The organism is Pseudomonas sp. WS 5411 (assembly GCF_012985595.1).
Taxonomy (GTDB): Bacteria; Pseudomonadota; Gammaproteobacteria; order Pseudomonadales; family Pseudomonadaceae; genus Aquipseudomonas; species Aquipseudomonas shahriarae.
The window spans coordinates 232,288-256,734 of the sequence record NZ_JAARMC010000003.1; the positions used below are offsets into that span (position 1 = coordinate 232,288).

At 60.7% G+C, this 24,447-nt stretch carries 23 protein-coding genes; 15 read left to right on the forward strand and 8 right to left on the reverse strand.

From position 1 onward, the window contains the following. Window positions 1–23: 23 nt before the first annotated feature. Window positions 24–239: a TOBE domain-containing protein gene (locus HBR93_RS07695; RefSeq protein WP_003213899.1), complete on the forward strand. Its 216-nt coding sequence runs from the start codon at window positions 24–26 to the stop codon at window positions 237–239. 106 nt (window positions 240–345) lie between these two features. On the opposite strand, the gene HBR93_RS07700 is transcribed toward HBR93_RS07695, so the two are convergent. Together HBR93_RS07700 and HBR93_RS07705 are read right to left on the reverse strand one after the other, a co-directional pair. Next, window positions 346–978, reverse strand: a complete 633-nt coding sequence (locus tag HBR93_RS07700) for a TetR/AcrR family transcriptional regulator (RefSeq protein WP_057440428.1) — start codon at window positions 976–978, stop codon at window positions 346–348. A 210-nt stretch (window positions 979–1,188) separates the two neighbouring features. After that, window positions 1,189–2,565, reverse strand: a complete 1,377-nt coding sequence (locus tag HBR93_RS07705; RefSeq protein ID WP_057440427.1) for a glutamine synthetase family protein — start codon at window positions 2,563–2,565, stop codon at window positions 1,189–1,191. A 278-nt stretch (window positions 2,566–2,843) separates the two neighbouring features. On the opposite strand from HBR93_RS07705, the gene HBR93_RS07710 reads away from it, so the two are divergent. From HBR93_RS07710 to HBR93_RS07745, 8 genes are all read left to right on the forward strand, one after another. After that, complete coding sequence (locus HBR93_RS07710) at window positions 2,844–3,632, forward strand: gamma-glutamyl-gamma-aminobutyrate hydrolase family protein (RefSeq protein WP_115129234.1); 789 nt, start codon at window positions 2,844–2,846, stop codon at window positions 3,630–3,632. A gap of 39 nt (window positions 3,633–3,671) precedes the next feature. Beyond that, a complete protein-coding gene (locus tag HBR93_RS07715; protein ID WP_029289457.1) occupies window positions 3,672–5,030 on the forward strand; it encodes a glutamine synthetase family protein in 1,359 nt (452 codons plus the stop codon). Window positions 5,031–5,085: 55 nt separating this feature from the next. Next, window positions 5,086–6,450, forward strand: a complete 1,365-nt coding sequence (locus HBR93_RS07720; RefSeq protein ID WP_057960974.1) for an aspartate aminotransferase family protein — start codon at window positions 5,086–5,088, stop codon at window positions 6,448–6,450. 178 nt (window positions 6,451–6,628) lie between these two features. Then, window positions 6,629–7,741 (forward strand): polyamine ABC transporter substrate-binding protein, encoded by a 1,113-nt coding sequence (locus HBR93_RS07725; RefSeq protein ID WP_057440608.1) that lies wholly within the window; start codon window positions 6,629–6,631, stop codon window positions 7,739–7,741. 242 nt (window positions 7,742–7,983) lie between these two features. After that, the gene (locus tag HBR93_RS07730; protein WP_057440426.1) at window positions 7,984–9,078 is read left to right on the forward strand and encodes a polyamine ABC transporter substrate-binding protein; all 1,095 of its coding nucleotides are present in this window, start codon (window positions 7,984–7,986) and stop codon (window positions 9,076–9,078) included. Between the two features lie 67 nt (window positions 9,079–9,145). Further along, entirely contained in the window at window positions 9,146–10,288 is a 1,143-nt protein-coding gene (gene potA / locus HBR93_RS07735; protein ID WP_029289449.1) for a polyamine ABC transporter ATP-binding protein, read from the forward strand. A gap of 35 nt (window positions 10,289–10,323) precedes the next feature. Beyond that, on the forward strand, window positions 10,324–11,205 hold the full coding sequence (locus HBR93_RS07740; RefSeq protein ID WP_169851359.1) for an ABC transporter permease subunit: 882 nt from the start codon (window positions 10,324–10,326) through the stop codon (window positions 11,203–11,205). Further along, the gene (locus HBR93_RS07745; protein WP_057440425.1) at window positions 11,202–12,086 is read left to right on the forward strand and encodes an ABC transporter permease subunit; all 885 of its coding nucleotides are present in this window, start codon (window positions 11,202–11,204) and stop codon (window positions 12,084–12,086) included. Before HBR93_RS07740 ends, HBR93_RS07745 begins: the two co-directional genes overlap by 4 nt. Window positions 12,087–12,216: 130 nt before the next feature. Here HBR93_RS07745 and HBR93_RS07750 read toward each other — a convergent pair whose 3' ends face one another. Beyond that, entirely contained in the window at window positions 12,217–12,858 is a 642-nt protein-coding gene (locus tag HBR93_RS07750) for an HD domain-containing protein (RefSeq protein ID WP_057960922.1), read from the reverse strand. A gap of 258 nt (window positions 12,859–13,116) precedes the next feature. Between HBR93_RS07750 and HBR93_RS07755 the strand changes: the two genes are divergently transcribed. Beyond that, a complete protein-coding gene (locus HBR93_RS07755) occupies window positions 13,117–14,082 on the forward strand; it encodes a GlxA family transcriptional regulator (protein WP_169960090.1) in 966 nt (321 codons plus the stop codon). Between the two features lie 25 nt (window positions 14,083–14,107). Here the strand turns inward: HBR93_RS07755 and HBR93_RS07760 are convergent, their stop codons facing one another. Together HBR93_RS07760 and HBR93_RS07765 are read right to left on the reverse strand one after the other, a co-directional pair. Then, window positions 14,108–16,477 carry a penicillin acylase family protein gene (locus HBR93_RS07760; RefSeq protein ID WP_115129230.1) on the reverse strand — a complete coding sequence of 790 codons (2,370 nt, stop codon included), beginning with the start codon at window positions 16,475–16,477 and terminating at the stop codon, window positions 14,108–14,110. A gap of 27 nt (window positions 16,478–16,504) precedes the next feature. Further along, window positions 16,505–17,080 (reverse strand): DUF6436 domain-containing protein, encoded by a 576-nt coding sequence (locus HBR93_RS07765; protein ID WP_169960091.1) that lies wholly within the window; start codon window positions 17,078–17,080, stop codon window positions 16,505–16,507. Window positions 17,081–17,191: 111 nt separating this feature from the next. On the opposite strand from HBR93_RS07765, the gene HBR93_RS07770 reads away from it, so the two are divergent. Beyond that, complete coding sequence (locus HBR93_RS07770; protein ID WP_169960092.1) at window positions 17,192–18,133, forward strand: alpha/beta hydrolase; 942 nt, start codon at window positions 17,192–17,194, stop codon at window positions 18,131–18,133. Between the two features lie 41 nt (window positions 18,134–18,174). Here the strand turns inward: HBR93_RS07770 and HBR93_RS07775 are convergent, their stop codons facing one another. Then, entirely contained in the window at window positions 18,175–18,927 is a 753-nt protein-coding gene (locus HBR93_RS07775; RefSeq protein ID WP_057440422.1) for a DUF2059 domain-containing protein, read from the reverse strand. A gap of 131 nt (window positions 18,928–19,058) precedes the next feature. Here HBR93_RS07775 and HBR93_RS07780 point away from each other — a divergent pair, with 131 nt between their 5' ends. Next, window positions 19,059–19,691 (forward strand): 2OG-Fe(II) oxygenase, encoded by a 633-nt coding sequence (locus HBR93_RS07780; RefSeq protein ID WP_169960093.1) that lies wholly within the window; start codon window positions 19,059–19,061, stop codon window positions 19,689–19,691. A 2-nt stretch (window positions 19,692–19,693) separates the two neighbouring features. Beyond that, complete coding sequence (locus HBR93_RS07785; RefSeq protein WP_169960094.1) at window positions 19,694–20,188, forward strand: DUF523 domain-containing protein; 495 nt, start codon at window positions 19,694–19,696, stop codon at window positions 20,186–20,188. 147 nt (window positions 20,189–20,335) lie between these two features. On the opposite strand, the gene HBR93_RS07790 is transcribed toward HBR93_RS07785, so the two are convergent. Further along, a complete protein-coding gene (locus tag HBR93_RS07790; RefSeq protein ID WP_169960095.1) occupies window positions 20,336–20,959 on the reverse strand; it encodes a transporter substrate-binding domain-containing protein in 624 nt (207 codons plus the stop codon). 134 nt (window positions 20,960–21,093) lie between these two features. Here HBR93_RS07790 and HBR93_RS07795 point away from each other — a divergent pair, with 134 nt between their 5' ends. After that, window positions 21,094–21,531 (forward strand): DUF4399 domain-containing protein, encoded by a 438-nt coding sequence (locus HBR93_RS07795; protein WP_057440418.1) that lies wholly within the window; start codon window positions 21,094–21,096, stop codon window positions 21,529–21,531. Between the two features lie 63 nt (window positions 21,532–21,594). On the opposite strand, the gene serA is transcribed toward HBR93_RS07795, so the two are convergent. Then, window positions 21,595–22,824 carry a phosphoglycerate dehydrogenase gene (gene serA, locus HBR93_RS07800; RefSeq protein WP_029289418.1) on the reverse strand — a complete coding sequence of 410 codons (1,230 nt, stop codon included), beginning with the start codon at window positions 22,822–22,824 and terminating at the stop codon, window positions 21,595–21,597. Window positions 22,825–23,029: 205 nt separating this feature from the next. On the opposite strand from serA, the gene HBR93_RS07805 reads away from it, so the two are divergent. Next, on the forward strand, window positions 23,030–24,424 hold the full coding sequence (locus HBR93_RS07805) for an FAD-binding oxidoreductase (RefSeq protein ID WP_057960917.1): 1,395 nt from the start codon (window positions 23,030–23,032) through the stop codon (window positions 24,422–24,424). Window positions 24,425–24,447 lie beyond the last annotated feature (23 nt).

A 24,447-nucleotide genomic window follows, 5' to 3' on the forward strand; every position in this document is an offset into this window, starting at 1 on the left:
CTTGTCCCTTGAGGAATAACACCATGACTATCAAAGCGATCAACGTGCGTAACCAGTTCAAAGGCACCATCAAGGAAATCGTCGAAGGCGACGTACTGTCGGAAATCGACGTGCAGACCGCGTCCGGCATCGTCACGTCGGTGATCACCACCCGCTCGGTGAAAGAGCTGGAGCTGGTGATTGGCAGTGAAGTGATTGCCTTTGTGAAATCCACCGAGGTGTCGATCGCTAAACTGTGATGATCGCTCCCACGCTCCGCGTGGGAATGCACCCCGTGACGCTCTGCTTCACAAGAGCGGACGCAGAGCGTCCTATGAGGCGTTCCCACGCAGAGCGTGGGAACGATCATTGAGGGCGCTTGGGCAAAAACACCGGCAAATAAAGCCCCACATACGCATCAAACACCCGCATCCCTTCCTCCGCCATGCGCGGGGTGATCTGCCCATGCTGATGCACCGAGCGTGCATACACGCGGTCGCTCAGCTCCAGCGCCAGGGCAAACACGTCCACATCCGCCGGCAGCACCGGCACTTCAAAGTGGCGGTTGAACACTTGCTGCATCAAGTCCCCCAACTCCAGGTCATGCTGGCGGTCGGCCTGGGTCACTTCGGTGAGGCCGTGCTGGGCGAGGATCAGTTGGCGGGCGGCGGCGTCCTTGCTGTAGATCGCCAGCATGCGCAACTCCACCAGGCGCGACAGGTCGCGCCAGTGGTGCAGGCTGTCGTGGTCGATCGGCGCTTGCAGCGCGGCGCGGAAGGCGGCGTGAATGTCAGCGGTCAGGGCTTCGAGCAAGGCCGGGACGCTGGCGAAAAAGTGATACACCGATGACGGCGGAATCTGCGCCCGTTCGGCCACGCTGTAGATCGACAGACTGGCCACGCCTTCGGCGGCCAGCAAGGTGCGGGCAGCATCGAGGATCGCGTCGATCCGGGCCTGGCTGCGGGCGCGGGGTTTGCGAGGGGCGGCGGGGCGGGTCATGGATGTCTCCTACAGGGCAGCGGGCATTGTACGCGACCTTGATCGTTCCCACGCTCTGCGTGGGCACGCCTCTTAGGACGCTCTGCGTCCGCTGTTGTGACGCAGAGCGTCACGGGCTGCATTCCCACGCAGAGCGTGGGAACGAGATAGCAGGCCATAAAAAACGCCGCAGGCCATAAGCCTGCAGCGTTCATTTGTTGCAGCATCCGCTTACACGGTATGCAGGTACCAGTTGTACTCAAGGTCGGAGATGGAGTGTTCAAACTCCTCCAGCTCACTTTCCTTACAGGCGACGAAGATATCGATGTATTTCGGGTCGATGTACTTGGCCATCACCTCGCTGTCGTCCAACTCGCGCAGGGCATCGCGCAGGTTATTCGGCAGGCTTTGCTCGTTCTGCTCGTAGCTGTTGCCTTCCACCGGTGCGCCAGGTTCGATCTTGTTGGTCAGACCGTGGTGCACGCCCGCCAGGACCGAAGCCATCAGCAGGTAAGGGTTGGCATCGGCGCCGGCCACACGGTGTTCGATACGGACGGCGTCGGACGAGCCGGTCGGTACGCGAATCGCCACGGTGCGGTTGTCCAGGCCCCAGCACGGCGAGTTCGGCACGTAGAACTGTGCGCCGAAACGACGGTAGGAGTTGACGTTGGGGCACAGGAAGGCCATTTGTGCAGGCAGGGTCTCCAGCACACCGCCGATCGCGTGACGCAATGCGGCGTTCTGCTCGGGATCCTCGCTGGCAAAGATGTTCTTGCCGTCTTTGTCCAGGATCGAAATATGCACGTGCAAACCATTGCCGGCCTGGCCTGGGTAAGGCTTGGCCATGAAGGTGGTGTCCATCTCATGGTCGTAGGCAATGTTCTTGATCAAACGCTTGAGCAGTACCGCGTAGTCGCACGCCTTGATCGGGTCGGCGACGTGGTGCAGGTTCACTTCGAACTGCGCCGGGGCACTTTCCTTGACGATGGCGTCAGCCGGGATGCCTTGCTCTTTGGCACCTTCCAGAATGTCCTGGAGGCAGTCGACGTATTCGTCGAGGTCGTCGATCAGGTAGACCTGTGTCGAGTGCGGGCGTTTGCCGGAAATCGGCGAGCGGGGAGGTTGTGGCCGGCCGTTCACGTTCTCCTGGTCGATCAGGTAGAACTCAAGCTCAAAGGCGGCGCAGATGGTCAGGCCCATGTCGTCAAACTTGGTTACAACTTGGCGGAGCACTTCGCGCGGATCGGCGAAGAAAGGTTCACCTTCAAGTTCGTGCATGGTCATCAGCAGTTGCGCGGTAGGGCGCTTTTGCCAGGGTTCATTGCACAGGGTGTCGGGGATTGGATAACAGATTCGGTCAGCATCACCGATGTCCAGACCCAGGCCGGTGCTTTCCACCGTTGAGCCATTGATATCCAGGGCAAATAAAGAGGCCGGCAAGTTGATGCCTTTCTCGTAAACCTTGTGGAGGCTGGTGCGTTCGATGCGCTTACCGCGCACCACACCATTCATATCCGCAATTAGAAGGTCTACGTACAGAACCTCAGGATGATCCTTAAGGAACGCGTTCGCTTCGTTAAGCTGAACGGCACGCGGGGGTACCGACATGATGCAACACCTTTGTTGTTAAAAATATCAATCATTGATCTTTTCTGGTTTCAGTCAACCCGAACGGCTTGCCGAAGTCAAGCGAGGCCTTTTTTGCCCTAAAAAAGCGCCTTGAGGGGTTTTTTGCGGCTTTTTTGGGCAGTTTTGCCAGTTTGACCGGCTTGGGACTAGCAGGCTTGAGCGGGCCGTGTTGTATTTTTTACGGGGGTGTTGTGTAAAAAAATGAACAAGGCTAAGCTCGATTCAAACCCATAACAGCAATAATACCGGGGTGCTTCATGTCTGGCCTGCCGTTAATCGGCGTCACCGCCTGCTCCAAACAGGTTGGTCTGCATGCTTATCACATCAGTGGCGACAAATACGTCCGCGCCGTGGCAGTCGCTGCCAAGGGCCTGCCATTGATTATTCCGTCCCTGGCGGAGCTGTTCGAACCGGCCAATATTCTTGACGGTCTGGATGGCATTCTCTTTACCGGCTCCCCTTCCAATATCGAACCCTTTCATTACGACGGTCCGGCCAGCGCGCCCGGGACTGCTCATGATCCTGCACGGGACCAGAGCACCCTGCCGCTGATTCGCGCTGCGATTGCCGCAGGCGTACCGGTGCTGGGGATCTGCCGGGGCTTCCAGGAAATGAACGTGGCCCTGGGCGGCAGCCTGCACCAGAAGGTTCATGAGTTGCCGGGTATGCTTGATCATCGCGAAGACGATACCCAGCCGCTGGATATCCAGTACGGCCCGGCGCACGCCGTGGCGATCACGCCGGGCGGGGTATTGGCGGGCCTGGGCTTGCCGGCCACGATCCAGGTCAATTCGATCCACAGCCAGGGCGTTGAGCGCCTGGCGCCCGGCCTGCAGGTCGAAGCGACCGCGCCGGACGGCCTGATCGAGGCTTTTTCGCTCAAACAGGGCAAGGCATTTGCAGACGCTTTTGCATTAGGAGTGCAATGGCACCCCGAATGGCAGGTAAGCTCCAACCCGTACTACCTCGCGATCTTCCAGGCATTTGGCGATGCCTGCCGAACGAGGGCGAAACAAAGAGACGCACACGCGTCAAACAACGCCTGACCTTTAATGGATGTCAGGAAACCCAGCCTAGAGGCATTTATGAGTAACAACCTCGACCAGCTCACCGATTGGTTGAAAGACCACAAGATCACAGAAGTCGAATGCATGATTGGCGACCTCACGGGGATCACCCGGGGCAAGATCTCGCCGACCAACAAGTTCATTGCCGAAAAAGGCATGCGCCTGCCCGAGAGCGTTCTGTTGCAGACCGTGACCGGCGACTATGTCGAAGACGACATCTATTACGAATTGCTCGACCCGGCCGACATCGACATGATCTGCCGTCCCGACCAGAACGCGGTGTTCCTGGTGCCCTGGGCCATCGAGCCCACCGCTCAGGTGATCCACGACACCTACGACAAGCAAGGCAACCCGATCGAGCTGTCGCCGCGCAACGTGCTCAAGAAAGTCCTCAAGCTCTACGCCGACAAAGGCTGGCAGCCCATTGTGGCGCCGGAGATGGAGTTCTACCTGACCAAGCGCTGCGAAGACCCGGACTTCCCGTTGCAACCGCCGATTGGCCGTTCCGGCCGCCCGGAAACCGGTCGCCAGTCCTTCTCTATAGAAGCGGCCAACGAATTCGACCCACTGTTCGAAGACGTCTACGACTGGTGCGAGCTGCAGGAGCTGGACCTGGACACCCTGATCCACGAGGACGGCACGGCGCAGATGGAAATCAACTTCCGTCACGGCGATGCCCTGTCCCTGGCCGACCAGATCCTGGTGTTCAAGCGCACCATGCGTGAAGCCGCGCTCAAGCACAACGTGGCCGCCACCTTTATGGCCAAGCCGATGACCGGCGAGCCCGGCAGCGCCATGCACCTGCACCAGAGCATTATTGATATCGCCACCGGCAAGAACGTGTTCTCCAATGAGGACGGCTCCAAGAGCGAGCTGTTTCTGCACCACATCGGTGGCCTGCAGAAGTTCATCCCCGAGCTGTTGCCGCTGTTTGCGCCCAACGTCAACTCGTTCCGCCGCTTCCTGCCCGACACCTCGGCGCCGGTGAACGTGGAGTGGGGTGAAGAGAACCGCACCGTGGGCCTGCGCGTGCCGGATGCCGGCCCGCAGAACCGCCGCGTGGAAAACCGCCTGCCGGGCGCCGATGCCAACCCGTACCTGGCCATCGCCGCCAGCCTGCTGTGCGGTTATATCGGCATGGTCGAAGGCATCAGCCCGAGCGCCCCGGTGGTCGGTCGTGGCTACGAGCGACGCAACCTGCGCCTGCCGTTGACCATCGAAGATGCACTGGAACGCATGGAAAACAGCAAGACCATCGAGAAATACCTGGGTCACAAATTCATCACTGGCTACGTCGCGGTCAAGCGGGCCGAGCATGAAAACTTCAAGCGCGTGATCAGTTCGTGGGAGCGGGAATTCCTGCTCTTCGCCGTCTGATGCGCCGGGTGCGGCCAGGATGGGCCGCACCTTCACCTACTTTTTGGAGATTGGTATGTCCAGCAACAACCCGCAAACCCGTGAATGGCAAGCCCTGAGCAACGATCATCACCTGGCGCCGTTCAGCGACTTCAAGCAGTTGAAAGAGAAAGGCCCGCGCATCATCACCAACGCCAAGGGCGTTTACCTGTGGGACAGCGAAGGCAACAAGATCCTCGACGGCATGGCCGGCCTGTGGTGTGTGGCCATCGGTTATGGCCGCGATGAGCTGGCTGACGCCGCCGCCAAGCAGATGAAACAACTGCCTTACTACAACCTGTTCTTCCAGACTGCCCACCCGCCGGTGCTGGAACTGGCCAAGGCCATCGCCGATATCGCCCCGGCCGGCATGAACCACGTGTTCTTCACCGGCTCCGGCTCCGAAGGCAACGACACCATGTTGCGCATGGTCCGCCACTACTGGGCGATCAAGGGCCAGCCGAACAAGAAAACCATCATCAGCCGCAAGAATGGCTACCACGGTTCCACCGTGGCCGGCGCCAGCCTGGGCGGCATGACTTATATGCATGAGCAGGGCGACTTGCCGATCCCGGGCATCGTGCATATCGCCCAGCCGTACTGGTTCGGCGAAGGCGGCGACATGAGCCCTGAAGAGTTCGGGGTGTGGGCCGCCAACCAACTGGAAGAGAAAATTCTGGAACTCGGCGTGGACAACGTCGGTGCCTTTATTGCCGAGCCGATCCAGGGCGCCGGCGGTGTGATCGTGCCGCCAGCCAGCTACTGGCCGCGCATCAAGGAAATCCTCGCCAAGTACGACATCCTGTTTGTCGCCGACGAAGTGATCTGTGGCTTTGGCCGCACCGGTGAGTGGTTCGGTAGCGATTTCTACGATCTCAAGCCGGACATGATGACCATCGCCAAGGGCCTGACCTCGGGCTATATCCCCATGGGCGGCCTGATTGTGCGCGACGAAGTGGTGGCGGTGCTCAACGAAGGCGGCGATTTCAACCACGGCTTCACCTATTCCGGGCACCCGGTGGCTGCTGCGGTGGCCCTGGAAAACATCCGCATCATGCGCGATGAAAAAATTGTCAGCCGCGTCCATGACGAAACGGCACCGTATTTGCAGAAGCGTCTACGCGAGCTGGCGGATCATCCGCTGGTGGGCGAAGTGCGCGGTGTCGGCATGTTGGGTGCGATCGAGCTGGTCCAGGACAAGGCCACGCGCAAGCGTTATGAAGGAAAGGGCGTGGGTATGATCTGCCGCACCTTCTGCTTCGAAAATGGCCTGATCATGCGCGCCGTGGGCGACACCATGATCATTTCGCCGCCGCTGGTGATCAGCAAGGCCGAGATTGACGAGCTGGTGACCAAGGCTCGCCATTGCCTGGACCTGACTTTGGCGGCATTGCAGGGCTAAGTGCTAGGCTCAGGATGCAGCGGCTGCGGCTGTTGCATTCGGGTAATGATAAATGCGGGGCTTTGGTTGAAAGCCGGCCCCTGAACTTGCCAGACTGTCGCCCTGTTTTGTCGCCCTTCGACGGGCCATGAAACGTAGAAAAATGTGGCCCAAAAAAGAAAAATTGGAGCATGACCGAATGAAGGCATTAGGTTTGAAGAACGCCGGCAAGACCCTCCTGGCCTTGTCCCTGATGGGCGCAATGGCAGGCACGGCCCAGGCTGCCGACAAAGTGCTGCACGTCTACAACTGGTCCGACTACATTGCACCGGACACCGTAGCCAACTTTGAGAAAGAGTCCGGCATCAAGGTGGTGTACGACGTTTTCGACAGCAACGAAACCCTGGAAGCCAAGCTGCTGGCGGGCAAGTCCGGCTACGACATCGTCGTACCGTCGAACAACTTCCTGGCCAAGCAGATCAAGGCCGGTGTGTATCAGGAGCTGGACAAGTCCAAGCTGCCAAACTGGAAGAACCTCGACACCGACCTGCTCAAGGCCGTGGGTGATGCCAGCGACAAAGGCAACCTGCACGCATTCCCGTACATGTGGGGCACCATCGGCATCGGCTACAACCCGGACAAGGTCAAGGCTGCGCTGGGCGTCGACAAGATCGATTCGTGGGATGTGCTGTTCAAGCCCGAGAACATCGAAAAACTCAAAAGCTGTGGCGTGAGCTTCCTCGACTCGCCAACCGAAATGATCCCGGTGGCCCTGCACTACCTGGGCTACCCGACCGACAGCCAGGACAAGAAGCAACTGGCTGAAGCCGAAGCGCTGTTCCTCAAGATCCGTCCTTCGGTGGGTTACTTCCACTCCTCCAAGTACATCTCGGACCTGGCCAACGGCAACATCTGCGTGGCCGTGGGTTACTCGGGTGACCTGGAACAGTCCAAATCCCGCGCGGCTGAAGCCGGTGGCAAGGTTAAAGTTTCCTACGCCATTCCCAAGGAAGGCGCAGGCAGCTTCTACGACATGGTCGCCATCCCCAAAGATGCCGAGAACCTGGACGCCGCCTACCAGTTCATGAACTACCTGCTCAAACCTGAAGTCATGGCTGAAATCACCAACAGCGTACGTTTCCCGAACGGTAACAAGGCTGCCACGCCGCTGGTGAGCAAGGATATCTCGGGTGACCCGAGCATCTACCCGTCGGATGCAGTGAAGGCCAAGCTGTATGCAATCAGCGATCTGCCGGCCGCTACCCAGCGCCTGCTGACGCGCAGCTGGACCAAGATCAAGTCGGGTAAATAAGCCTTGATAGGTGTGGGAGGGGGGGTTGGATGGGAGCGGGCTTGCTCGCGAAAGCGGCGTGTCAGTAGAGGCATATGCAGGCTGACACGCCGCCTTCGCGAGCAAGCTCGCTCCCACACAAGCCCGCTCCCACCCATTAAATGACAGAAAGCTTTGCCGGATCGGTTTATCGAAGGTAAGTTGCGCGCCGGTTTTGTTGTCGGGCAACAACTTTGGGCCCAACTATTTAAGAGGACCTCCACTTGCCAATTTCTTTATTTCGCAAAGCCTTGCTGGTAGGGGCGGGTCTCACGTTGGCAGTCAGCGTGCAGGCGGCTTCGACTGTGCATGTTTATAACTGGTCGGACTATATCGGCCCCGACACCCTGGCCAACTTTGAAAAGGCCACCGGCATCAAGCCCGTCTACGACGTGTTCGATTCCAACGAAACCCTGGAAGGCAAATTGCTGGCCGGGCGCACCGGGTATGACGTGGTGGTGCCGTCCAACCACTTCCTGGGCAAGCAGATCAAGGCGGGCGCGTTCCAGAAAATCGACAAGGCGCAGTTGAGCAACTACGCCAACCTCGACCCGGCGCTGCTCAAGCGCCTGGAAAAGAACGACCCGGGTAACCAATACGCCGTGCCTTACCTGTGGGGCACCAACGGCATTGGCTACAACGTCGACAAAGTCAAAGAAGTGCTGGGTGTCGACAAAATCGACTCCTGGGCCGTGCTGTTCGAGCCGGAAAACATGAAGAAGCTGGCCAGTTGCGGCGTGTCCTTTATGGACTCGGCGGATGAAATGCTGCCAGCGGTGCTCAACTACATGGGCCTGGACCCCAACAGTACCAACCCGGCCGACTACAAAAAGGCTGAGGAAAAACTCCTGAAAGTGCGTCCCTACGTGACCTACTTCCACTCATCCAAATACATCTCGGACCTGGCCAACGGCAATATCTGCGTGGCCGCCGGGTTCTCCGGCGATGTGTTCCAGGCCAAGGCCCGCGCCAGCGAGGCAGGCAAGGGCGTAAACATCGCCTACGCGATTCCGAAAGAAGGCGGCAACCTGTGGTTTGACGTGCTGGCGATCCCCAAGGACTCGACCAACGTCAAGGAGGCCCACGCCTTCATCAACTATTTACTGCAACCTGAAGTGATCGCTCAGGTCAGTGATTACGTCGGCTACGCCAACCCTAACCCTGGGTCGGATACGTTGATGGAGCAATCAATACGCACCGACGAAGCGGTTTACCCACCGCAGGCGGTTCTCGACCGGACGTTTGTCAACTTCGAGCTACCCCCGAAAGTGCAACGCTTGATGACCCGTAGCTGGACCAAGGTCAAGACGGGCAAGTAAGGCTCACACTATCTAAGGTTCGTCTGTATTGGACGTTCTGCACTCTTTTTTTCTGGGAGTTTCGTAAATGGCAGTTGCCTCCGGCGCCTATAAGAAAGCCCTCGAGGGCGACCAGACACCGAAAAAGGTGTTGGTCAAAATCGACCGGGTCACGAAGAAGTTCGACGAGACGATTGCCGTGGACGATGTGTCCCTGGAAATCAAGAAAGGCGAGATCTTCGCCTTGCTCGGCGGATCGGGTTCGGGCAAATCCACCTTGCTGCGCATGCTCGCAGGTTTCGAGCGCCCGACCGAAGGGCGGATTTTCCTCGACGGTGTTGATATCACCGATATGCCGCCCTACGAGCGGCCGATCAACATGATGTTCCAGTCCTACGCCTTGTTCCCCCACATGACCGTGGCGCAGAACATCGCCTTCGGCCTGCAACAGGACAAGATCCCCAAGGCCGAAGTCGAGGCCCGCGTGGCCGAGATGCTCAAGCTGGTACAGATGAGCCAGTACGCCAAGCGCAAGCCGCACCAGTTGTCTGGCGGCCAGCGTCAGCGAGTGGCCCTGGCCCGTTCCCTGGCCAAACGCCCGAAACTGCTGCTGCTCGATGAGCCGATGGGCGCCCTGGACAAGAAGCTGCGTTCGCAGATGCAGCTTGAACTCGTCGAAATCATCGAGCGCGTCGGCGTGACCTGCGTGATGGTGACCCACGACCAGGAAGAGGCCATGACCATGGCCGAGCGCATCGCGATCATGCACCTGGGCTGGATCGCGCAGATCGGCAGCCCGATCGACATCTACGAAACCCCCACCAGCCGCCTGGTGTGCGAGTTCATCGGCAACGTCAACATCTTCGACACCGTGGTGGTGGATGACGCCGAAGGCCACGCAGTGCTCAAGTGCGCCGACCTCGACCGCGATATCTACGTGGGTTATGGCATCGCCACGTCGGTGGAAGACAAGTCGGTGACCTACGCGATCCGCCCGGAAAAGCTGCTGGTCACCACCGAGATGCCGACCTGCGAGCACAACTGGTCCAGCGGCAAGGTGCATGACATCGCCTACCTGGGCGGCCATTCGGTGTTCTACGTCGAGCTGCCGAGCGGCAAGCTGGTGCAGTCCTTCGTCGCCAACGCCGAACGCCGTGGCGCGCGGCCGACCTGGGGTGACCAGGTCTACGTGTGGTGGGAAGACGACAGCGGCGTGGTACTTCGCTCATGAACATGAAGAAATTCAAACGGCGATTGCACCGAATAATTCCCAGCGGCAAGCAGGTGGTCATCGGGATTCCGTTCCTGTGGCTGTTCCTGTTCTTCATGCTGCCGTTCTTCATCGTCCTGAAGATCAGCTTTGCCGAAGCCGACGTGGCGATCCCGCCCTACACCGAGATCTACACCTACATCGAGCAGAAGCTGGAGGTGGTGCTCAACCTGGCCAACTACAGCCTGCTGGCCGGCGACGAGCTGTACATCGCGGCCTACCTGGGCTCGTTGAAGATGGCGTTTTTCAGCACGGCCTTGTGCCTGCTGATCGGCTACCCGATGGCCTACGCCATTGCCAGTGCGCGCAAAGAGATGCAGACCGTGCTGGTGCTGCTGATCATGATGCCGACCTGGACCGCGATCCTGATCCGCGTGTATGCGTGGATGGGCATCCTCAGCAACAACGGCTTGCTCAATGGCTTCCTGATGTCCATGGGCCTGATCAACGAGCCATTGCAGATCCTCAACACCAATATCGCGGTGTATATCGGCGTGGTCTATTCGTACCTGCCGTTTATGATCCTGCCGCTGTACGCCAACCTGGTGAAGCACGACCAGAGCCTGCTGGAGGCCGCGTCGGACCTGGGTTCGAGCACCTTCAACAGTTTCTGGAAAATCACCGTGCCGCTGTCCAAGAACGGCATCATCGCCGGCTGCATGCTGGTATTCATCCCGGTGGTGGGCGAGTTCGTGATCCCGGAACTGCTGGGCGGCCCGGAAACCCTGATGATCGGTAAAGTGTTGTGGCAAGAGTTCTTCAACAACCGTGACTGGCCGGTGGCTTCTGCGCTGGCGGTGGTGATGCTGGCGATCCTGATTGTGCCGATCATTCTGTTTAACCGCAGCCAAGCCAAAGAGATGGAGGGCAAGGTATGAAGCGCTTCAGTTTCTCCAGCTTCATGCTGGTCGTAGGGCTGCTGTTCATCTACCTGCCGATGCTGATCCTGGTGATCTATTCGTTCAACGAATCGAAGCTGGTGACGGTGTGGGGCGGTTGGTCGATCAAGTGGTACGTGGGCCTGTTGGACAACACCCAGTTGATGGGCTCGGTGGCGCGCTCCCTGGAAATCGCCTGCTACACGGCGGTGGCCGCGGTGGCGCTGGGTACGTTGGCAGCGTTCGTGCTGACCCGTATCAGCCAGTTCAAGGGCCGCACGCTGTTTGGCGGCCTGGTGACCGCGCCACTGGTGATGCCGGAAGTGATCACCGGTCTGTCGCTGTTGCTGCTGTTCGTGGCCATGGCGCAGATGATCGGCTGGCCCCAGGAGCGTGGCATCGTCACCATCTGGATCGCCCACACCACGTTCTGTGCGGCGTATGTGGCGGTGGTGGTGTCGGCGCGCTTGCGTGAGCTGGACCTGTCGATCGAAGAGGCGGCCATGGACCTCGGTGCGCGGCCGTGGAAGGTGTTCTTCCTGATCACCATCCCGATGATCGCGCCGTCGCTGGCGGCGGGCGGCATGATGTCCTTCGCGTTGTCCCTGGACGACCTGGTACTGGCCAGCTTCGTCTCGGGCCCGGGTTCGACCACCTTGCCGATGGAAGTGTTCTCGGCGGTGCGCCTTGGGGTCAAACCCGAGATCAACGCCGTGGCCAGCCTGATTTTGCTGGCGGTGTCGCTGGTGACGTTCCTGGTGTGGTTCTTCAGCCGCCGTGCTGAAGAGCGGCGCAAGAAGGCCATCCAGCAAGCCATCGAAGAAGCGGCAGCGGATGGCTGGAAACAGCCGGATGTACGCCGGGCGCCAGCACCGGTCTAAACGCCGGAACAGGCTCAAAATGTGGGAGCTGGCTTGCCTGCGATAGCAGAGGGTCAGTCACTGAAGATGTGACTGAACCACCGCTATCGCAGGCAAGTCAGCTCCCACATTTGATTGCATTTCAAGTTGATTAAGCCGTCCACGGCGACTGGCGAATCACTTCGACAAAGTTCATCGGCTTGAACCCCGGCTCCTGATCCACCAGCACATCGGTCTTCACGTTGCCAAACGTGGTCTGCGGGCGATGGCGCAAACCGTCGGCAAACGCGCAGATGATGCACTCCTTGAACCCTTCACCCCGTGGATGCGCATGCACCACCGCCTCGCGCTGCACGTGGGTAAACGCGGCGTAGTCCATGCCCAGCACGTCCATCTCCACGCCAGCGGTCACCAGGGCGACGGTAGGGCGCAGGTGCTTGGGCACGCCTGGCGTGGTGTGCAGGGCGATGGACAGCCACACTTGCTCGATATCGTCATCGCTCAAGCCATAGGGCTTGAGAAAGGCGGCGGCCGCGTTGGCGCCGTCCACTTCAAAACGCTCGTCATCGCTGCGGTGCCCGTCCATCAGGCCCAGGTCATGGAACATCGCGCCGACGTACAGCAGTTCCGGGTTATAGGCCATCTGCTTGCGCTCGCCGCTCAAGGCGCCAAACAGGAACACCCGGCGGGAGTGGTGGTAGAGCAGGTCGGATTCAATGTCGCGGATATATTCGGTGGTGGCCTTGGCCAGGGCGCTGTCGGGGATTTGGATGCCGGCGATGGTGGTGCTCATGGTCATGATCCTCAAGAAAGCGCGGGGTTGGCGCTGATGAGTGCAGTCTGATCGCCCAGTTGCCAGGCAACCACCGCCGCAGGGGCGCGATCCCGGCCAATGTGCCTTCATATCGTGCCATGGTTGTACACGATCCAATGTGGGAGCTGGCCTGCCTGCGATAGCATCGCCTCGGTACATCAGGTATACCCAGGTGATGCCATCGCAGACAAGCCAGCTCCCACAGGGTTTTGCGACAGTCCAGAGGAAGGTTTACCCATGCACAAGACCGTCGCGATCCTGATCTTTCCCGGCGTCCAGTCACTGGATGTGACCGGTCCCATGGATGTGTTCTGCGAGGCCAATCGCTTCCTGGCGCCGGAGGATCATTACCAGCTCGAAGTCATCGGCCAGGTCCAGGGCCAGATCGCCTGTTCCAACGGCCTGTCATTGCAGGCCCACACCCATTACAGCGAAGCCCTGCAAGCCTATGACCTGCTGTTGGTCGCTGGCGGCCCGCAGTTGCCCTTCGAGGATTTCGGTCTGGCGTTCAATCAATGGCTGCAGGACGCCAGCGCCAGGGCCCGGCGCTTCGGTTCGATCTGTAACGGCGCCTTCATGCTGGCCCGGGCCGGATTGCTGGATGGCAAAACCGTTACCACCCACTGGAGCGACGCGGCTGATCTGGCGCGCCTGTGCCCCTCGACTCAGGTCGACGCCGACCGCCTCTACGTGCAGGACGGTAACCTCTACACGTCGGCCGGGGTCACGGCGGGTATCGACCTGTCGTTGTACCTGCTGGCCCAGGACCACGGCCCGGAAGTGGCCCTGAGCGTGGCCAAGCGCCTGGTGGTGTTTACCCAGCGCAGCGGCGGCCAATCGCAGTTCAGCCCGTTTCTCACGCCCCACGCCGAAGCCACCTCGGCCGTGGCACAGGTGCAGTTGTATGTGCTGGCGAACCTGACCGGCGACCTGGGCATTGCTGACCTGGCCCGCGCGGCCAATATGAGTGCGCGTAATTTCTCGCGGGTATTTGCCCGTGAAGCGCAGATCACCCCGGCGGAGTTTGTCGAGCGGGCGCGGGTGGATGCGGCGCGGGTGCTACTGGAAAGCGGCACGGCGCCGCTGAAGACCGTGGCCTACCAATGCGGCTTTCGCGACGCCCAGCACCTGCGCAGTGTGTTCAATCGCCGGCTGGGGGTGACGCCGCAGCAGTTCCGACTCAACTTTGCGGCGCCGGTTTGAGCTCCCGCATTTTTAGTGTGTTTCTTCAGGGCTGTTGTGGGGGGCGGGCGGGCAACAGTTTGAGGGTGCCACGGGTATTGGCCTGGACCTCTTCTTCATCAAAATGCGCCTGTTCGTACCCGCCTTCGATATAGGTCTCGGCCTGATCGGCATAGTGCTTGTCGAATGGCACGCCGCTTTGGCCCACCGGGTTGATGGTCAGGGCGTGAGCGGCGTCGGCGAAGTCCACCAGGCGTCGGGTGGACGGGCCGTAAGTCACCGGCCACGGTGCCGGGCCAATGATTGCCGACAGGTTGTTCGGCACTTCGTGGCTGCCCGGTGCGGCAAACGGCCCGACATTGACGATCTGGTCCAGCGGCTGCTTGACCCCCAGCGGATGGCCGTGGGTCAGGGTATGGGCCTTGCCCCACTGCCATTGTGCCGGGTCGTCGCCGAAGGTGCTTTTCAGATGGGCCAGGCTGTTGTCCCAGGCGCGCTTGACGGTCGCGGCGCGCTGCCCGTTCCACCACGGCGAATCGGCAGCGGCGGCCAGACGCGGCAAGGCGGCGTCGACCACACGGGTGGTGATCAGGGTCTTGAACATCTCGTCACCCAGCTTTGGACGAAAGGCCGCGTCGGTCAGGTCGTATAACAGTTGGTTGAACAGCGTGGCCGGGATCGACTCCACCGGGTAATCACCTTTCCACGCGGCCAACTGTTCCAGCAACTTGAGTTCGGCGGGATCCTTGACCACCTCGCGCAGCACCGGCAACAGCGGCGCCAGCAGGCGTGGCCCGTAGGCGGTGGTGGTGCCCAGTTGCAGGGCCTGGCTGTTGTCCAGGTCCCATTTGACCTGGTTGTCGCTCAATTGCGCGTTCAACTGTTGGCCACGGTCCGCCAGGTTGTAGTAGCCGGGGATCTGCATGCCAGTAGGCGACACCGGCTGGGCATTGGCCGAGACCACGTAGCCACGGGCCGGGTTTTCTTCCTGGGGGTTGGCGCTGAAAGGGTAGAAGCCCAGCTTGTCGGCCTGGGCGGTGCTGCCATCGAGGATGAATCCGGCGTTGGCCCCGGCCGGGCGGATCGGCAACTGCGCTGCAGCCCACCAGCCAATATCGCCCTTGGCATTGGCCCACACGATATTCAGCCCCGGCGCATGCACCTTGGCCACTGCCATGCGGGCCTTGGCCAGGGTGTCGGCGCGGTTGAGCTGGTAGAAACCATCGAGGATCGGGTTTTCGGTATCGAGGAACGCCCACCACATGGCAATCGGCGTGGTGCCGGCATTGGCGCCGAGCACGTCGTTGATGATCGGGCCGTGGGGCGACTGGCGCAGGGTCAGCGTCACCGGGGCCTGGCCCTTGACCGCGATCTGTTGCTCGCTGGTCGTCATGTCGACCCACTGGTCGTGGTAGCGCACCTGGTTGGGGTTGTCCGGGTTGACCTGCTCGGCGATCAGGTCGAGGTCATCGTTCTGGAACATCGTCAGGCTCCAGCCGAACGCTTTGTTGTGGCCCAGGAACGCCACCGGCACCAGGGCGTTGTGATAACCGTAGAGTTCAAAGCCGGGCGCCGACAGGTGCGCCTCGTACCACACCGACGGCACCGAGAAACGGATATGCGGGTCGCCCGCCAGCAACGGCTTGCCGCTCTTGGTGCGGTTGCCGCTGATGGCCCAGGCGTTGCTGCCTTCGAACTGCGGCAGGCCATTGTCGGCCAGGGCCTGCTCGCTGAGGCGGGCGATGGCACTCAAGCCCTGCCAGTCGGCGGCGGCCAGGCTCAGGTCGCCCTTGGGTTTCCAGTCGAGGTCAAACACCTTCAGGTAGTCGCTGCCCAGTTGGTCGCGCACGTAGGTCAGCAAGGGCTCTGTGCGAAAAGCTGCGGCAAAGCTGTAGGCCAGGTAGCCGGCGATGCTGATGGTGTCTTCGGCGGTGAACGGCCGCTTGGGGATGCCCAGCACGTCAAACTCCATGGGGCTGGCGTGGCGGTCCTGATATTGGTTGATCCCGTCCAGATAGGCTTGCAGGGCCTTCCAGTGCGGTGACTGGCGGTCCATCTGCGCCGCGTAGGTGGTGGCGCGCTCGCGGATGCGCAGGCTGCGGAACAGTTTGTCGGTGTCGAGCAACTTGGCGCCGAGCACCTCGGCCAGCTCACCGCGCGCCAGGCGGCGCATGATTTCCATCTGGAACAGGCGGTCCTGGGCGTGCACATACCCCAGGGCGCGATACAGGTCGGCCTCGTTCTCGGCGCGGATATGTGGCACCCCACGGTCGTCGTAGCGCACCGTCACCGAGCCTTGCAGGTTGGCCAGCTCCACCGTGCCCTGGCGGGTCGGTTGCTTGCTGTAGACGTACCAGCCAGCCCCGAGGGCAATCAACACCAGCAGGGCCGCGAGACCCGACAAGACGCGCTTCATGAACGATCCTTATTATTAGAAGTTGGGCTAGGAGCCTTTTGGCCAGGAACAATAGCAGCCCACCGCCAGGGTGTGGGTCGCATTCACCGCGCGGCCGCCGTTGAGCGCCTGCAGGATCGGTTCGATAAAGCTGTTGCTCGAATTACAGGTCAGGCCCTCGCTGTACGGGCCGAAATACGCCAGTTTGCCGTTGCGGTCCCAGATGCCTACCGCTGGGCTGGCGGGCACCTGGTCGGCGCCGGGCAGGGCGGTGATGATTTTCATCGCGCCGAGGTTCTCGGGCAGTTGGCCGTGGCTGCCGGCTTTTTGCAGGGCATAGAACTCCACGCCCTGGGGCGCGTATTGCTCGATCAGTTCGCTCAGGTGCTGCTGGTTGCCGACATTGCACGGGCAGGCTGGGTCCCAGAAGTGCACCAGGCGGATCGGGCCGGGCCCGGCGAGGTCGTCGGGCAGGCGCAGCAGGTCGCCGGAGAACACCGCCGTATGTTCGCTGAATGCCCGCAGGTAGCGGCCCTGGAACCAGTCATACGCGGCCCACAGCACGGCGGCGCAGATCAGCAGGATCAGGCTGGCGAGCAGGGTAGAGCGGTAGGGTTTTCGCATTCAGAACAATCCTCGACGGTGGCGTAGCTTGCCATGCTTGCCCTGACAGATGAATATCGCGACTCGATATTCATCTGTTCACTGCTGTGAAGCCCTAGTCTGGAAGTACTTATGCCCGTTACCTTTGACCCCGATCATCTGCGCGAAAGCTTGCGGCCCCTGGTGGACGCGCAGCCGCTTTCGGCTGAGGCCAGGGTCTACCAGCGCTTCTACGGGCTGGATCTGGCCGCGCGCAAAACCCTGGTGGCCAGCCGCCTGGGGCGCTTCGAAGTGGAGGGGTTCGAGGTGGTCAGCCAGGTCTGGTGGCCGGCGCAACCTGTGGCAACACTGTTTATGTTCCACGGTTTTTACGACCACATGGGGTTGTACCGCAGCGTGGTGGAGTGGGGCCTGGACCAGGGCTTCGTGGTGATTGCCTGCGATTTGCCGGGCCATGGCCTGTCCAGCGGTGAGCGCGCCAGTATCGACGACTTCGCGGTGTACCAGCATGTGGTGCAGGGCTTGTTCGCACAGGCCGACGCGCTGCAGTTGCCCAAGCCCTGGCATCTGTTCGGGCAAAGCACTGGCGGGGCGATTGTGGTGGACCATCTGCTCAACCAGGGCGCCAGCAGCCCGGCGCAAGGCCAGACCTTCCTGTTGTCGCCACTGGTGCGGCCGCGTGCCTGGGGTTGGTCGCAACTGAGCTATTACCTGCTCAAGCCGTTCGTCAAAGGCATCGCCCGACGTTTCAGCGATAACAGCAATGACCCGGCGTTCCGTCCGTTCCTCGAAGCCGATCCGCTACAGCCCCGGCAGTTGCCGACCGCCTGGGTGGGCGCGCTGGCGCGCTGGATCAAACGCATCGAGGCTGCGCCGCGCAGCACGCGACGGCCCCTGATCGTGCAGGGCGAGGAGGATATGACGGTGGATTGGCAGCACAATCTGCAGGTGCTGCGCGGCAAGTTTGATCAGCCGCAGATCCTGATGTTGCCCAAGGGCCGGCATCATCTGGCCAATGAACTGCCGCAAATTCGCGAGGAATACTTCAAGTTTCTCAGCGACCATCTGACCTGACGCAATCAAATCTGGGAGCAGGCAAACCCGCTCGCAGATTGTTACGGCGCCAGGCTTGAAGTGCTTTGCCCCACCGCCAGCCCGGCGCGGATCGCCGCCAGTGCCGCCTGGTAGTAAGCCTTGCCTTCTGGCGATTCGGCAAAGGTGGCGAACTCTTCCAGCTCCGGGTCCGACAGATCCCGATAGACGTACAGCAAAGTGTTGTTCAGGTCGTTGCCGATCTGCTGCATCAAGCGCTCGCGCTGGCCGTTGAGCATGCTTTGCGCCTGACCGCCGCCCAACAGGCCGGGGATCATCTGGCTCAGGCTGTCTGCGGCCACGCCGGCAATCGCCAGGCTGACCTCGGCCCCGGCTTCGCGGGCGGGCAGGGCCTGGGCCAGGTGACCGATGATCAGGCTGCGGGTGGCGTCGGCCTGGATCTGCGGCAAGCCCTGGGCGTTCTTGGCCAACTGGTCACGGCGGGTCGCCAGCAACTCGGCGGCGACAATCTTGCGCCCCAGCGGCGATTGGAAAAACGCCAGCGCCGGTTTGGGGTCCGCCAGGTTCTGGCGCAACTGGGCTTCGGCGCGCTGATCCATGGCCTTGGGGGCGAAGCGTTTATTGCTGTTGTCCACCAGCGCCTGGTACACCGCCGGCGGCAAGCTGTTGCGGTAGCGCTGCTGGGCAGCACTCAAGGCGTCATTAAAATGCGCGCGTTGTTCCGGCCAGCCGGCGACCGCATACAACTGGTCATGGCTGTCTGCCCAGGCGGGCAATACGCAGAACATCAGCAAGGATAAAAACAAACGACGCATAGGGACTCCTGTCAGTCGGCCACTATTGTCCGTGTCGGGCGTAGGATTTGTCGAGAAGTCCTATCAGTCACCTGACTAAAGTGTGTTTAGGCGCTAGGCGGCGCTGTCGGTTTGCCAGGCGTATGGATACTATGCGCGCCATGCAAATATCCCCTGATGACCCGCTGCTGCTACGCATTGTCGACGACCTGGCCGTGAAGGGCTGGTCGCAGCAGAACATCTTCCTGCCAGAGGCTCTGACCCTGGAACTGGCGGCTGAGTGCCATAAACGTGCCGCTGAAGGTGAATTGGCACCGGCCGCTGTCGGACGCGGCCCGGCCCAGGAGATTCGCGAGGGGATCCGTGGCGACCATATCCAGTGGCTGGAGCCCGGCCAGGCAGCTATCTGTGACCGCTATCTGGCGTTGATGGACAGCCTGCGGCTGGCGATGAACCGTGGGCTGTTCCTCGGCCTGGAAGAGTTCGAATGCCACTTCGCCATGTACCCGCCGGGGGCGTTTTACCTCAAGCACCTCGACCGTTTTCGCGACGATGACCGGCGCATGGTCTCGGCGGTGGTCTACCTGAACCAGGACTGGCTGCCCGAGCACGGCGGCCAGTTACGCATGTACCTCAAGGACGGCGTTGAACACGATGTGGACCCTACCGGCGGTTGCCTGGTGGTGTTCCTGTCGGGGGAAGTGCCCCATGAAGTCCTGCCTGCCCACCGCGAGCGCTTGTCCCTGACCGGCTGGTTTCGCCGGCGGGGCAACGAGCCGTTTTGAGCATGCAAAAGATTCTGGTCAGCCGCTGCCTGCTGGGGCATCGCGTACGTTACGACGGTGGGGCCAGCGGGCCGTTTGACCAACTGGCGACCTGGCAAGCCGAGGGCCGAGTGGTCGCGGTGTGTCCGGAAGTGGCCGGTGGCCTGCCTACCCCACGGCCATCTGCCGAGATTCCGGGCGGGCAGGGCATGGATGTGTGGGAAGGCCGCGCCCAAGTGTTGACCGCCAATGGCGAGGACTTCAGCGAAGCCTTCCTTGACGGCGCGCGCCAGGCCCTGGCTTTGGTGCAGCTTCATGGCATCCGCATCGCCGTACTCAAGGCCAACAGCCCGTCATGCGGCAACCTGCTGACGTATGACGGCACCTTCAGTGGGGTGAAAGTCACGGGCGAAGGCGTGACGGCGGCGTTGCTCAAGCGCCATGGGGTACTGGTGTTCAGCGAGCTGGAGCTGGTTGAGGCGGCTGCCGCCCTGGCCCAGCTCTCAAACCCCGCTTAAATCCCATGTAGGACCAGCCTTTTGTGGGAGCGGGCTTGCTCGCGAATGCGGTTTATCAGTGCCAGATTTGTTGACTGACACACCGCTTTCGCGAGCAAGCCCGCTCCCACACAAGCCCGCTCTCACACAAACCTGGCCCCACATTGGTTATTTGGCGGGTTTGCTGGTATCTGCCTCAAACCACTTTTCCGACAGCGCCGTCAGCCGCCCATCGGCCTTGATCCGCTCCAGTGCCTTGTCCAGGCTCGATTTGAACGCCGGGTTGCCCTTCTGGAAGGGGATGGCCAGGGTCAACGTGGCCTTGGCATCGACACGGCTGCGCAAATCCAAGCCCGCGGTGGGCTTGGCGGCAAATTGACTGCTGGTGAGTGTATTCAGGCCGCTCAACAGGGGTTTTTGCTGCTTGTTAGCAAGCATCTGGGCATTGGCATAGCTATACGGCGCGCTGAAATCGAAACGATCCTGCAGTTCAGGAGTCACAGCGATGTGGTTGATCGCCACGTCGTACTTGCCGCTTTCCACGCCGGGCAGCAAGTCGCTGTCGTCGGTGGTGATAAAGGAGGCGCGTACGTCCATTTCCCGAGCCAGTAACTCACCCAGTTCCACTTCAAAACCGGTGAGTTTGTCGCCTTCCTTGAAGTTGAAGGGCGGCGTGTCCGCTTCCAGGGCAATGCGCAGCTCCCCACGGTCAAACACGTCGTCGAACAGTTCGGCGTGAGCCAGGGGGCTCAGCAAAGGCAGCACAAGTAACAGGCCAGGCAGAAAACGCATGGTCACTCCTAAAGAATTCGAAGGTGCGAGACGCGGTTAAGGCTCGCTTTGCTATGGTGTCGAGTGCCTTGGACAACGTTTCGTCACTAAGTTGTCATAACCCTACAGATTTCACAGAAAAACTGGAGAAGTTAATGAAAGCCATTTTGTCTCGTGCAACCCTGGCCAGCCTGCTGCTGGGGGCTTCAATGCTGGCGTCTGCCGCAGATATCCCACGTACACCGGCGCCAAAGGGTGCTGAAGTGTTCATTGTTTCACCCAAGGATGGTGCTACGGTCGATAAGACCTTCACCGTCGAGTTCGGCATCAAAGGCATGGACCTGGAACCCATCGACAAACAGGTGCCAGGCGCAGGCCATCACCACCTGCTGGTCGACCAGACCCAATTGCCTGACCCAAGCCAGCCGATTCCGGCCACCGATACCGTGATCCACTTCGGCAAGGCGCAAACCAAGACCGAGCTGACCCTGGCCCCAGGCAAGCACACCCTGCAACTGGTGGCGGGCGATAACCTGCATCGTCAGTTCGAGCCTACTGTAGCCTCAAAAGTGATCACCGTTACCGTCAAGTAAGATTTGTTCAGACGAAAAAAAGGGAGCCCCGAGGGGCTCCCTTTTTCGTACACGCTTGAAACCTTAGAACAACACGCGGCTACGAATAGTGCCGCTGATGTGCTGCAGCTTCTCTTGCGCCAGGTCCGAGTACTCGGCGTCGACGTCGATCACCACGTAGCCGACCTTCTCGTTGGTCTGCAGGAACTGACCGGAGATGTTGATGCCGTTTTCCGCGAAAACCTTGTTGATCTCCATCATCACACCCGGGATGTTCTGGTGGATGTGCAGCAGGCGGTGCTTGCCAGGGTGAGCCGGCAGGGCCACTTCCGGGAAGTTGACCGAGGACACCGACGTACCGTTGTCGCTGTACTTGACCAGCTTCTCTGCCACTTCCAGGCCGATGTTGGCCTGGGCTTCAGCGGTGGAGCCGCCGATGTGCGGGGTCAGGATCACGTTGTCCAGGCCGCGCAGCGGGCTTTCGAAGATGTCGTCGTTGGAGCGTGGCTCCACCGGGAACACGTCGATGGCGGCGCCGATCAGGTGCTTGTCCTTGATCGCGTCGGCCAGGGCATCCAGCTCGACCACGGTGCCGCGTGCGGCGTTGATCAGGATCCCGCCCTTCTTGATGGCGCGGATTTCTTTCTCGCCGATCATCCACTGGGTCTCAGCGGTTTCCGGCACGTGCAGGGTAACGATGTCGGACATGCCCAGCAGTTCGGTCAGGCTCGACACCTGGGTGGCGTTGCCCAACGGCAGCTTGGTCAGGGTGTCGTAGAAGAACACCTGCATGCCCAGGCCTTCAGCCAGTACCGACAGTTGGGTACCAATGGAGCCGTAACCGACGATACCCAGCTTCTTGCCGCGGATTTCGAAGGAGTTGGCCGCGCTCTTGATCCAGCCGCCACGGTGGCAGGAAGCGTTCTTCTCAGGGATACCGCGCAACAGCAGGATGGCTTCCGCCAACACCAGCTCCGCCACGGAACGGGTGTTCGAGTACGGGGCGTTGAACACTGCGATACCGCGCTCGCGCGCTGCATTGAGGTCGACCTGGTTGGTGCCGATGCAGAAACAGCCGACCGCCACCAACTTCTTGGCGTGGTCGAAGATCTCTTCGGTCAACTGGGTGCGGGAGCGAATGCCGATAAAGTGCGCGTCGGCGATCTTTTCCTTGAGCTGGGATTCCGGCAGAGAACTGGTGATGTACTCAATGCTGGTGTACCCGGCGGCCTTTAGGACGTCGACGGCCGATGGGTGGACGCCTTCCAGAAGAAGGAACTTGATCTTGCTCTTATCGAGAGAAGTCTTGCTCATCTGCGTAAACCTGTATCCCGGAGAAAAATGGCAGGGAATCGGATCGCTTAAGCTGACCCGGACGGCAGGAAAGCCGTCACCGCAGAAACGCCCTTGGGCTCTGTCCTGCGGGGGCGGTATGCTAGCATACGCGCCCCGCTAAACACTCATTCCTGCGACGTGAAGCGTTCTCAGGATGACCATGAATTGTTCGAGAGTTCTGTCGATGACCCATCCTGCCCTGATTGATGAGCTAAAGACCCTGGTTGAGCCCGGCAAAGTGCTGACCGATGCCGACTCCCTGGAGGCTTACGGCAAGGATTGGACCAAGCACTTCGCCCCCGCCCCGACCGCTATCGTCTTCCCCAAGACCATTGAACAGGTGCAGGCCATTGTCCGCTGGGCCAACACGCACAAGGTGGCGCTGGTGCCATCCGGTGGGCGTACCGGTCTGTCGGCGGCCGCCGTGGCGGCCAATGGCGAAGTGGTGGTGTCGTTCGACTATATGAACCAGATCCTCGATGTGAACCTCACCGATCGCACCGCCGTGTGCCAGCCGGGTGTGGTCACCAAGCAGTTGCAGAACGTCGCCGAAGAAAACGGGTTGTACTACCCGGTGGACTTCGCCTCGTCCGGTTCCAGTCAGATTGGCGGCAATATCGGCACCAATGCCGGCGGGATCAAGGTCATTCGCTACGGCATGACCCGCAACTGGGTGGCGGGCATGAAGGTCGTCACCGGCAAGGGCGATGTGCTGGAACTGAACCGCGATTTGATCAAGAACGCCACCGGCTATGACATGCGCCAGCTGTTTATCGGCGCCGAAGGCACTCTGGGCTTTGTGGTCGAAGCCACCATGCGCCTGGACCGGGCGCCGAAAAACCTCACCGCCATGGTGTTGGGCACTGCTGACTTCGACTCGATCATGCCGGTACTGCACGCGTTCCAGAGCAAGCTGGACCTGACCGCCTTTGAGTTCTTTTCCGACAAGGCATTGGCCAAAGTCCTCGGCCGTGGCGATGTGCCGGCACCGTTCGACACCGAGTGCCCGTTCTACGCCCTGCTGGAATTCGAAGCCACTACCGAAGAAGTGGCCAACCACGCCCTGGAAACCTTCGAACACTGCGTCGAGCAGGGCTGGGTGCTGGATGGCGTGATGAGCCAGAGCGAAACCCAGTTGCACAACCTGTGGAAGCTGCGCGAGTACATCTCCGAGACCATCTCCCACTGGACGCCGTACAAGAACGACATCTCGGTCACCGTGTCGAAAGTGCCGGCATTTCTCAAGGAAATCGACGCGATCGTCGGCGAACACTACCCAGACTTCGAAATTGTCTGGTTCGGCCATATCGGTGACGGCAACTTGCACTTGAACATCCTCAAGCCGCAAAACCTGTCCAAGGACGAGTTCTTCGCCAAGTGCGCCACCGTCAACAAGTGGGTGTTCGAGACCGTCGAGAAGTACAACGGCTCGATCTCCGCCGAGCATGGCGTGGGCATGACCAAGCGCGACTACCTGACGTACAGCCGTTCCCCGGTTGAAATCGAATATATGAAGGCAGTGAAAGCGGTGTTCGACCCGAACGGGATCATGAACCCGGGCAAGATCTTCGCTGTTTAACCATCACGAAAGAGGAAGCGGGC